This is a genomic window from Corallococcus exercitus (genome assembly GCF_003611585.1).
In the GTDB taxonomy this organism is placed as follows: Bacteria; Myxococcota; Myxococcia; order Myxococcales; family Myxococcaceae; genus Corallococcus; species Corallococcus exercitus.
The window spans coordinates 17,122-27,953 of record NZ_RAVW01000086.1 but is presented as its reverse complement, the minus strand read 5'-3'; the positions used below and the strand labels follow the sequence as shown (position 1 = coordinate 27,953).

Here is a 10,832-nt window from a genome sequence, read left to right as displayed (position 1 = left end):
TCCCTAGGGTCCCGCCCCTTTGTGTCATCAGAGGGGGCATTTCATGTCTCTGTCGTTCTTCGCCGGGGCCCGGTCCCGGTGCGTGTGGATGGTGGGGTTGTTGCTCGCGGCATGTGGCGAGCCACCGAGGGAAGTGGACCCGACGCCGGGTCCGTCCTCCGGTTCGCGGTTCGCGATGGTCGACCTGGGCAACCAGGTCGTCCGGCTCCCGTACCGGGTCATCGACGGGGCGGCGGTGTTCGACGGGGACATCCTGTTGCCCGTGAAGCCCGGGGCGGAGGGCGCGGACGGCGAGGCGCGACAGGGACTGGCGACCGTGGCCCGCACGTCGCTCTGGCCGGACGGCATCATCCCCTACGTCATCGCCTCCGGCATTCCGAACCCGGGCCGCATCACCACCGCCATCAACGAGTGGAACTCGCGGACGCGCATCAAGCTGGTGCCTCGTGGGCCGAATGAGGGTTCCTGGGTCACCTTCCGCCGCGCGCCCGTGGGCGTCTGCAACGCGAACATCGGCAGGAACGGAGGCGAGCAGTTCGTCAACGTCGGAGACGTCAGCAGCGAGGATGACACCTGTAACGCGGGCGGGGTCATCCACGAGATTGGCCACAGCGTGGGTCTCTTCCACATGCAGTCGCGCGCGGACCGCGATGCCTACGTCAACATCTACTGGGACAACATCCAGCCCGACGCGGTGGACCAGTTCACGACGTATGTCGCCCAGGGAAGGCCGGGCATGGACTGGGGGCCGTACGACCTGGGCTCCATCATGCATTACGGGTCGTGTGCCGCGACCCTCTACCCCCTCTGCAACGAGACGACCTCCAGCGGCCGGACGATGCTGCGCAAGAATGGCACCGGCATCGTCGCCAACCGGACGGGCCTCAGCGGCGCGGACATCGCGAGCGTCAACCAGCTCTACGCCGACACGCATCCGCCCACCGTCGCCATCACCACTCCAGCGGCGGGGGAGCTCCGGCAGGGCGCCTTCATCATCACCACCTGGTCCGCGGACGACACGGGCGTGACGCAGGTGGCGTACTCCATCAACAACGTTCCTCTCACGGTCGCGTCGCAGGCTCCGTTCTCCGCGTACTGGGACACCCGGACGATGGCGGATGGCCCCGCGCTCATCCAGGCGGTGGCCGGGGACGCCTATGGCTATTCCTCCCAGCCCGCGACGGTGCAGGTGACCGTCGACAACCACGCGCCCTCGCCGTACGTCAACGACCCTTCCCAGGGACAGGTCGTGTCCGGCGACGTCCGCTTCTCCGGAGGCGCGGAGGACCTGACGCTCACCGGCCTGCGGCTGCTGGTGGATGGAACGCAGGTGGGAAGCGCGGACAGCGGTGGGAACTCCTGGGCCACCCAGCAGGTGACCTGGAACTCCTGGCAGGTCGCGGATGGTCTCCACACCTTCAGCGTGGTCGCGGACGACCGGGCGGGACACACCGGCCGGGCGGACGTCGTCGCGCACGTGGACAACCAGCCGCCCACGGTGCGCATCGACGCTCCGGCGGCGGATGCCCTGGTGGGCGGCACCGTCCGCATCAGCGCGACCGCTTCCGACACCAGCCTGTCGCTCGTCGAGGTGCGCGCCGGGGGTCAGCTCGTGGGGTCGGCGTCCTCGTCGGGGGGGACCCTCCCGGTGGCGGTGGACTGGAACTCGCAGTCGGTCCCCGACGGTCCGCGCACGCTCACCGTGAGGGCCTTCGACCGGGGTGCTCACACCGCCACCGTGACGCGGCAGGTGTTCGTGGACAATCAGCCCCCGGAGGTCCGCTTCGATTCGCCCGCGGCGGGCGCCTTCGTGACGGGCATTGCCTCGTTCACGATCACCGCGTCCGACCTGAACCTCACGTCCATCGCGCTGCTCGTGGATGGCATCTCCAGGGCGAATGCCGGGGTCTCCGGCACGTCCGCCACCCGGACCCTGAGCTGGAACTCGCTGTCCGTTCCGGACGGCCCGCACACGTTCACCGCGGAGGCCCGCGACGTGATGGGCCATGTCTCCCGGACGCCGCTCGTCTTGAACGTCTACAACAAGCCGCCCACCGTCACCCTGACCGGGCCGTACAGCCCCCAGTCGCAGGTGGGCGTCATCGTGATGACGGCCTCCGCGAGCTCGGCGGTCATGCCGCTCACGGTCCGGTTCTACGTGAACGGCGCGCTCATCTGCACGGACACGGCCGCGCCCTATGAATGCGCCTGGAACTCCGGGACCGCGGATGGCTCCATCCCCGTCAAGGTGACGGCCACGGACGTGCTCAACCGCACGTCGGAGACGCCCCGGCAGTCGTTGAACATCAACAACCTGCCGCCCGTCATCCTGTGGGATGCGCCGGCCGCGAACGCCACGGTGGGCGCGTTCGTCAGCCTCCAGACCGTCTCGCCGCAGGCCCCTGATTTCATCACGCAGTTCGAGGTCGTCGACAACGTGCGCAACGTGGACTTCTACATGCGCCAGGGCACCACCACGACGCTCCTCGGGTCGACCACGAAGTATCCCTGGTCGCTCAACTGGGCGGTGCCGGCCTCGCTCCCCGACGGCAGCACGTTCGAGTTGTACGCGGTGGCGACGGATGACCGGAACCAGACCGGCACCACCCGCATGCGCACCGTGACCCTCCAGCGGGGAGGGGCCTCCATCCTGGTGACGGAACCCAACGTGGACGGGCTCTACTTCCACAACGAGGACGTCCTCGTGGCCACCGCGGAGGTGTCCGGGTCGACGGATGTCCAGCAGGTGGACTTCGAGCTGCGCATCCCGGGAGAGGCGACGGGCATCCCGATGGGCACGGTGCAGGCACCGCCCTACACGGTCGAGCAGGAGCTCTGGGGACTCCTGGGCGGGGACTGGGAGCTGGTGGCCCGGGCTACGCTGGGCTCCGGGGCCACCGTGGAGTCCGTGCGCACCATCGTCATCCAGCGCCGCTGAGGCCCGGGCCCCTGCTGGCCATGTCACAGGCGTGTGACACGAAACGCTCGTTCCTGTGACAGGACGGAGGCCCCGGTAACGGTGTGGCAACAACGGCAGGCGGTGTGTGGCGGAGGGCCGCTCCCTTCGGTAACGGGAGCGCCACATCGGGACCGGGCGGGTCCCTCCCCGTTCCCCGCCCGGCGCCCACGCCACCATGACCCTCGCCTCGTCCCACCGCTCCGTCCTTCAGGCCCTGCTGGCTGGCTCCGCGCTCCTCTTCTCCTCCTCCGCCCTGGCGCTGGCCCAGGAGACTCCGCCCGAGTCCTCGCCCGTGGGGGAGGCTCCGCCGCCCGCGGGGGCCCCCTCGCCGGTGCCTCCCGCCGTCGCGCCGCCCCCGGAGGAGGAGAAGAAGAAGGACAAGCCCTGGTACGAGACGCTCCGCCTCCGGGGCTACACGCAGGTCCGCTACAACCGGCTGCCCAGCTTCCGGGTGAACGACTCGCTCATCAACGAGCAGGGGGACCGCTTCCTGGGCAAGGACACCGGCTTCGGCATCCGCCGCGCGCGGCTGGTCATCTCCGGGGACGTGCACCCGCACGTGTCCGTGTACCTGCAGCCGGACTTCGCCTCTGTCATCGGTGACCAGTACAACGTCGCCATCATGCGGGACTGGTACGCGGACATCTTCGTCGACTCGGCGAAGGAGTTCCGCTTCCGCGTGGGCCAGTCCAAGGTGCCCTTCGGCTTCGAGAACCTCCAGTCCAGCCAGAACCGTCTGGCATTGGACCGCAACGACGCCATCAACAGCGCGCTCAAGGACGAGCGCGACCTGGGCGTGTTCTTCTACTGGGCGCCCGCGCACATCCGCGAGCGCTTCAAGTTCCTCGTCGACAGCGGCCTCAAGGGCTCCGGCGACTACGGCGTCGTGGGCCTGGGTGTCTACAACGGCCAGACGGCCAACCGCGCCGAGCGCAACAACAGCCCGCACGGCGTCGCGCGCGTCACCTGGCCCTTCCTCTTCGGCTCCCAGTACGTGGAGGTTGGTGCGGGCGCCTACTACGGCCGCTTCAACCTGAGCGCGTCCCCGCGCGAGGACGCGGCCTATGCGCTCGCGCGCGGCGGCAACCTGGTGGATGCGCGCGCCATCGTCAGCCTGACGGTCTACCCGCAGCCCCTGGGCTTCCAGGCGGAATACAATGTGGGGCGGGGCCCGTCGCTGGGCACGGGCCCGGACGAGTCGCTGCTCATCGACAGCCGGAACCTCCAGGGCGGCTACGCGCAGCTGATGTACAAGCTGGACGGGGTGGTGGGCGTGTCTCTCATCCCCTACGTGCGCGGCACCCTCTACAAGGGCGGCAAGAAGTTCGAGACCAACGCCCCGCGCTACGACGTGCGCGAGCTGGAGTTGGGCGCGGAGTGGCAGATCTGGAAGGCCCTGGAGCTGACGGCGGCCTATGTCATCGCCAACCGCACCTCGTCGCGCTACCCGTATGAACAGGAGCAGGGGCACGTGACGCGCCTCCAGCTCCAGTTCAACTACTGAGTCAGAGCCGTGGATCCACGGGCTCGCTCTCCAGGGCGAGCACGCCGAAGACGCACTCGTGCACGCGGCGGAGAGACTCCTTCTTCGTGAAGCGCTCCAGTCCCTCCACGCCCAGCGCGAACTCACGCAGCGCGAGCGAGCGCTTGGTGGACAGGCCTCGCTGGCGCAGCCGGTCCAGGTTCGCGGGCGCGGTGTACTCCGGGCCGTAGATGATGCGCAGGTACTCCGGGCCCCGGGACTTGATGGCGGGCTGAACCACCCCCCGCCGTCCGCGCACCGCGAAGCCGAAGGGCTTCACCACCATGCCCTCGCCGCCGCGCGCGGTGAGTTCCTCCCACCACCGCACGCCGCCGGCCACCGCGTCCGCGTCCTCCAGCGCGACGACGCGGTAGGGCGTGGCCATGAGGAATGACGGGTCCGCGCGGCACACTCGCGCCAGCGTCTCCATGTGCCAGACATGGTCCTTGTCCACGTGGGTCGCGCCCTCCGTGGCCAGCAGGTGGAACGGCGCCAGCCGTACGTCGTCCAGGGACGCCACCGGCCAGCAGTAGCGCCGGTACGCCTCCACGTAGCGCTGCACGCTGGAGGCCTTGTCCGTGAAGCGCGTGGACAGCTCACCCAGCGGCAGCCCTCGCGCGGTGGCCTGCCCCAGCACCGCCACCACGTCCGTCAGCGCCGCGCGGGAGGCCGCGCCCACGGCGGCGTACGGGTCGCGCAGCAGCTCCTGGGCCTTGAGCGACCAGGGCATCAGCTCGCAGTCCAGGCAGGCCCAGTCCGTCTTCAGCTCCTCCCAGAAACTGGACGCGTCCAGTGCCGCGCGGACGCGCGCGAGGAACGCGGCCTCCAGGGCTTCGTCGGTGAAGAAGCGCCGGCCCGTGCGCGTGTAGCAGACGCCTGTCTCGCCGGAGGTGACGCCGAAGCGCCGTCGCGCGGCCTCCGCGTCGCGCGCGATGACGACGACGGCGCGCGAGCCCATGTGCTTCTCCTCGCAGACGACCTGGGCCACGCCCTCCTTGCGGTAGTAGTCGAACGCCTCCCGGGGATGTTCCAGGAAGCCGGGCTGGGTGCTCGTCTCCGACGGGGACATGGTGGGCGGCAGGTAGATGAGCCAGCGCGGGTCCATGGCGAAGCGGCTCATCGCCTCCAGCGCGGCGGTGGTGTTCTCCTCGCGCAGGGTGACGTTCGTGGCCAGCCGCGTGGAGATGACGCGCTTGCCCCGCAGCACGTCCTCCAGGTCGAGCACGTCATCCGCCTGCTGCTGCGCGCTCAGGCCCGACGGAGCAGGGGCGCCCAGCGGCTTCACGGCCTCGCAGTACGCGCGCTGCGCGGGCACGGACACCAGCTCCCGCTCCGGGTAGCGCAGGGCGGTGAGCTGGCCGCCGTAGACGCAGCCGGTGTCCACGCACAGCGTGTTGTTGACCCACTCGGCCTCCAGCACGGGCTGGTGGCCGTACACCACCGACGCGCGGCCCCGGTACTCCGCCGCCCAGTTGAAGCGCACCGGGAAGCCGTACTCGTCCGTCTCGCCCGTCGTCTCGCCGTACAGGGCGAAGGCGCGCACCTTGCCGGAGCCCCGGCCCTGCATGCCCTCCTTCATGCCCGCGTGCGCCACCACCAGGCGCCCGTCGTCCAGCACGTAGTGGGACACGAGGTCGTCGATGAACTTCGCCACGCGCTGGTGGAACTCCGGCGGCTCCTTCTCCAGCTGCTCCAGCGTCTGGGCCATGCCGTGGGACACGTTGACCTTGCCGCCGCGCAGCTTGCGCAGCAGCTTCATCTCGTGATTGCCCGGCACGCACAGCGCGGTGCCGGCCTCCACCATGTCCATCACCAGCCGCAGCACGCCCGGGATGTCCGGGCCGCGGTCCACCAGGTCGCCCAGGAAGACGGCCTTGCGGCCCTCCGGTGGGCGCACGTCGAAGCCCGGCGTGCCGTCCGCGCGCGGCCGCACCTCGTAGCCCAGCTTCGTGAGCAGCGCCTCCAGCTCCTCACGGCAGCCGTGGATGTCTCCGATGATGTCGAACGGTCCGCGCTCGTGCTTGAGGTTGCACCAGAGCGGCTGGCGCTCCAGCACGACGTTGTCGATGACGTCCGGCTTGAGGACGTGGAGGTGGCGGAAGCCCTCGCGCTCCAGGCCGCGCAGGGAGCGGTGCAGCTGGGACACCTGGTTGCGCACGAAGCGGAAGCTGGCGGCACGGTCCGGCCGCTGCTGGTTGCGCTCGATGCAGGTGCGCTCCGGCACGTCCAGCACCAGCGCCACGGGCAGCACGTGGTACTCGCGCGCCAGCTCCACGAAGGTCTTGCGGGATTCCGGCTGCACGTTGGTGGCGTCCACCACGGTGAGCAGGCCCCGCGCCAGCCGCTTCGCGGCGACGTAGCGCAGCGTCTCGAAGGCGTCCTTCGTCGCCTCCTGGTTGTTCTCGTCGTCGGACACGAAGCCCCGGTAGGTGTCCGAGGAGAGCACCTCCGTGGGCTTGAAGTGGCGGTGCGCGAAGGTCGTCTTGCCCGAACCGGACGGCCCGATGAGCACCACGAGGGACAGCTCTGGAATGTGGACGTTCATCGCGTGAACACCGCCATCTGCGTCGGCGCGCCGACCTCCGCGTCGGCCTCTCCCACGGGCAGGAAGCGCGCGGTGTAACCGAAGCGCTCGCACATGCGGGCCGCCCAGGCCTCGAACTCGGCGCGGGTCCACTCGAACCGGTGGTCGCGGTGGCGGAAGGTGCCGGCGGGGAGGGAGGTGAAGCGCACGTTGTACTCGGCGTTGGGGGTGGTGAGGAGGATGAGGCCGGGCCGCGTGTGCTCGAACAGCACGCGCTCGAAGGCCGCGAGGCGCGGCAGGTCCAGGTGCTCGATGACCTCGATGACGGTGGCGGCGTCGAAGCCCGCGAGCCGCGCGTCGCGGTAGAACAGCGAGCCGTGCAGCAGCTGTACGCGCTTGCGCTGCAGGTCCGGCATCTTCTCGATGCCGAGCCGGTCCTGGGCGATTTCGAGCGTGCGGTGGGAGACGTCCATGCCGACGACTTCCGTGAAGCGCCGGTCCTTCAAGAGGGCCTTGATGAGCCGTCCCTCGCCGCAGCCCAGGTCCACCACGCGCGCGGCGCCGCTCTCCTGCAGGACGGTCATCACCGTCTGGAGGCGCTGCTCGTTGAGGCTCAGGCGCGACTCGAGCACGGCCTCTTCCGCGTTGCGCGCCTCCAGGCGCTCCTCCGGCTCCGGGGCCTCGTCGCCCGCGAGCCGCTCCAGGGCTTCGCGCGCCAGGCTGTGGCGGTGGCGCAGGTAGCGGCGTGCAATCTGCTCGCGCTCCGGGTGCGCCGCGAGCCAGCCCTCGCCGTGGCGCAGGAGCTTCTCCACCTCCTCGTCGCCGACCCAGTAGTGCTTGTCGTCGTCGAGCACCGGGATGAGGACGTACAGGTGCGAGAGCAGGTCGCCCAGGCGCACGTGGCCCTCCAGCGTCACGGTGAAGTAGCGGCTGTCGCCCCACGCGGGCACGGTCTCATCCAGCGCGTGGCGGGTCGCGGTGACGGTGTAGCCCAGCGGCTCGAAGAGGCGGCGCAGGAAGGCTTCTCCGCCCCGGCAGGGCAGCACCGACAGGCGCGCGGAGAAGGGCAGGGACTGCGCGGCCAGCTCCGGCCGGTCCTTGCTGCGTCCGGACAGGGCGGTGCCGAAGACGCGGGACAGCGCCACGCTCATGAAGGACGACGCCACGTAGGGCCGGTCGTTGACGTACTGGTCCAGCGTGCCGCCCTGGCCGCCCGACGACGGCCGGCCGCGCACCAATGCGACCGGATCCACCTCCAGGAGGAGCGCCGCCGTGGCGCGGCCGGGCGTGGCCTCCGGGTAGAAGACGTGCGCCAGTCCGAAGGGGAGCTCGAAGGACTGGGGCCGGTCTGGGTTCTTGTGCAGCAGGTAGCCCAGGTCCGTCGCGGGCGTGTGGGTCGTCGAAAGGGTCAGGAGCATGGAGGCGCGCGTGAATCCTGCTGCGCGCCGGACGGATGGAACAAGGGGCCCTGACGAAAAGGGCCCCTCCTTCCTCGCCTACCCGCCGACCACCTGGTCGATGGCGCCGAAGATGCTGTTGCCCGCGTCGTCCCGCATCTCGATGCGCACCCGGTTGCCGTGCTTGAGGAAGGGCGTCTTCGGCGCGCCGTCCCGGAGCGTCTCCACCACGCGCACCTCCGCGATGCAGGAGTAGCCCGCGCCGCCGTCCTCCACGGGCTTGCCGGGGCCGCCGTCCGGGCCGCGGTTGGACACCGTGCCGGAGCCCACGAGGGTGCCCGCGCACAGCGAGCGCGTCTTCGCCGCGTGCGCCACCAGCGTGCCGAAGTCGAACGTCATGTCCACGCCCGCGTCCGCGCGGCCGAAGGGCTCGCCGTCGAGGAACACCTCCAGGCGGCGGTGCAGCTTGCCGTCCCGCCACGCTGTTCCCAGCTCGTCCGGCGTCACGAACACCGGCGAGAACGCCGACGCGGGCTTGGACTGGAAGAAGCCGAAGCCCTTCGCCAGCTCCGCCGGAATCAGGTTGCGCAGCGACACGTCGTTGACCAGCCCCACCAACACCACCGCCGCCAGGGCCTGCTCGCGCGTGGCCCCCAGCGGCACGTCGCGCGTCACCACCACGACCTCGCCCTCCATGTCGCAGCCCCACGACTCGTCCGCGAGCGGGATGGGCTGACAGGGCCCCAGGAAGCCGTCGGAGCCGCCCTGGTACATCAGCGGGTCCGTCCAGAAGGACGGCGGCAGCTCCGCGCCACGCGCCTTGCGCACCAGCTCCACGTGGTTCACGTACGCGGAGCCGTCCGCCCACTGGTAGGCGCGGGGCAGGGGGGCCGCGCACCAGGTGGGGCTGAAGCGCTCCGACTTGAGCTCCCCGCGCTCCAGCCGTTGCGACAACGCGCGCAGGGCCGGTGTGTGGCGCTCCCAGTCATCCAGCGCGGCCTGGAGGGTGGGCACGATGGTGGAGGCCTCCGCGTACCGGGAGAGGTCCTTCGTCACGACGACCAGCCGGCCGTCCCGCCCCACATCAAGTGACGCGAGCTTCACGGCTGGCCGCCTGCCTTGGAGGGCACCTTCGCCTTGGGCAGGTCCGCCCAGCAGGCGTCGTAGTCCGCCTGGAGGGCGGGGCTCTCCATCGCCTGGCGCGTGGGCGCGATGACCCAGCGGGTCTCGAACATGAACGCGAGCGTGTTGTCGATCTTCTTCGGCGTCAGCTCCGCGGCGACGGCGGCCTCGTAGGTCTTCCGGTCGGGGCCGTGGGCGCTCATGCAGTTGTGCAGCGACGCGCCCCCGGGCAGGAACGCGTCCGCCTTGGCGTCGTAGACGCCGTGCACCAGCCCCATCAGCTCGCTCATCACGTTGCGGTGGAACCAGGGCGGCCGGAAGGTGTGCTCCGCCACCATCCACCGGGGCGGGAAGATGACGAAGTCGCAGTTCGCCGTTCCCGGCGTGTCGCTGGGCGACGTGAGCACCGTGAAGATGGACGGATCCGGGTGGTCGAAGCTCACCGTGTTGACGGTGTTGAAGCGCGCCAGGTCGTACGTGTACGGCACGTAGTTGCCGTGCCACGCGACGACGTTGAAGGGCGAGTGGTCCAGCGTCGTCTCCCAGAGGTTCCCCTGGAACTTCTGCACCACGCGCGTGGGGCGCTCCACGTCCTCGTACGCCGCGTTCGGGGCCACGAAGTCGCGCGGGTTCGCCAGGCCGTTGGAGCCGATGGGCCCCAGCTCCGGCAGCCGGAACGCCGCGCCGTAGTTCTCACAGATGTAGCCGCGCGCGGGCCCGCCGGGCAGCTCCACCCGCATGCGCATGCCGCGCGGGATGAGCGCGACGTGGCCGGGCGGAACCTCCAGCACGCCCAGCTCCGTGACGATGCGCAGCGTCCCGGACTGCGGGACGATGAGCAGCTCGCCGTCCGCGTTGAAGAACGCCGTGTCCGTCATGGACGCCGTCGCGGCATAGAGGTGCACCGCCGCGCCCGCGCCCTCCGCCGGTGAGCCGTTGCCGCCCAGGGTGAAGAGGCCCTCCAGGAAGGTGGTGGGCGCCGTGGGCATGGGCGCCGGGCTCCAGCGCAGCCGGTTGGGGGACGGGGGCACCTCCCGGAACGGACCGCTGCGCAGCGTGCGGGACTCCACGGGCCGGTACGCCGGGTGGCCCGCGCTGGGCCGCAGCCGGTACATCCACGTGCGCCGGTTCACGCCGCGCGGCGCGGTGAACGCGGTGCCGGAGAGCTGCTCGGCGTAGAGGCCGAAGGCGACGCGCTGGGGCGTGTTCTGGCCCACTGGAAGCGCACCGGCGACAGCCTCCGATGCGTGCTCATTCCCAAAGCCTGTCAGGTGGCGGACGTTTTCCATGGCACCCGAAATAGTAACA

The 10,832-nt window shown here is 70.4% G+C and carries 6 protein-coding genes; 2 read left to right on the top strand and 4 right to left on the bottom strand.

Annotation, left to right across the window (positions count from 1 at the left end):
* Positions 1-43: 43 nt before the first annotated feature.
* Positions 44-2,938, top strand: a complete 2,895-nt coding sequence (locus D7W79_RS13455; protein ID WP_147441913.1) for an Ig-like domain-containing protein — start codon at positions 44-46, stop codon at positions 2,936-2,938.
* A 196-nt stretch (positions 2,939-3,134) separates the two neighbouring features.
* On the top strand, positions 3,135-4,463 hold the full coding sequence (locus tag D7W79_RS13450; protein WP_120525775.1) for a porin: 1,329 nt from the start codon (positions 3,135-3,137) through the stop codon (positions 4,461-4,463).
* Between the two features lies 1 nt (position 4,464).
* On the opposite strand, the gene D7W79_RS13445 is transcribed toward D7W79_RS13450, so the two are convergent.
* From D7W79_RS13445 to hmgA, 4 genes are all read right to left on the bottom strand, one after another.
* Positions 4,465-7,026, bottom strand: coding sequence for a polynucleotide kinase-phosphatase (locus tag D7W79_RS13445; protein WP_120525774.1), 2,562 nt, complete (start codon positions 7,024-7,026; stop codon positions 4,465-4,467).
* Positions 7,023-8,423, bottom strand: coding sequence for a 3' terminal RNA ribose 2'-O-methyltransferase Hen1 (locus D7W79_RS13440; RefSeq protein ID WP_120525773.1), 1,401 nt, complete (start codon positions 8,421-8,423; stop codon positions 7,023-7,025). The genes D7W79_RS13445 and D7W79_RS13440 overlap by 4 nt, the downstream gene beginning before the upstream one ends.
* Positions 8,424-8,501: 78 nt before the next feature.
* Entirely contained in the window at positions 8,502-9,506 is a 1,005-nt protein-coding gene (locus D7W79_RS13435) for a fumarylacetoacetate hydrolase family protein (RefSeq protein WP_120525772.1), read from the bottom strand.
* Positions 9,503-10,813, bottom strand: coding sequence for a homogentisate 1,2-dioxygenase (gene hmgA / locus D7W79_RS13430; protein WP_120525771.1), 1,311 nt, complete (start codon positions 10,811-10,813; stop codon positions 9,503-9,505). Before hmgA ends, D7W79_RS13435 begins: the two co-directional genes overlap by 4 nt.
* Positions 10,814-10,832 lie beyond the last annotated feature (19 nt).

What these genes read in the sequence shown, in the direction of transcription:
- D7W79_RS13455 (WP_147441913.1), top strand. Translation starts at nt 44, where the DNA reads ATGTCTCTGTCGTTCTTCGCCGGGGCCCGGTCCCGGTGCGTGTGGATG.
- D7W79_RS13450 (WP_120525775.1), top strand. Translation starts at nt 3,135, where the DNA reads ATGACCCTCGCCTCGTCCCACCGCTCCGTCCTTCAGGCCCTGCTGGCT.
- D7W79_RS13445 (WP_120525774.1), bottom strand. Translation starts at nt 7,026, where the DNA reads ATGAACGTCCACATTCCAGAGCTGTCCCTCGTGGTGCTCATCGGGCCG.
- D7W79_RS13440 (WP_120525773.1), bottom strand. Translation starts at nt 8,423, where the DNA reads ATGCTCCTGACCCTTTCGACGACCCACACGCCCGCGACGGACCTGGGC.
- hmgA (WP_120525771.1), bottom strand. Translation starts at nt 10,813, where the DNA reads ATGGAAAACGTCCGCCACCTGACAGGCTTTGGGAATGAGCACGCATCG.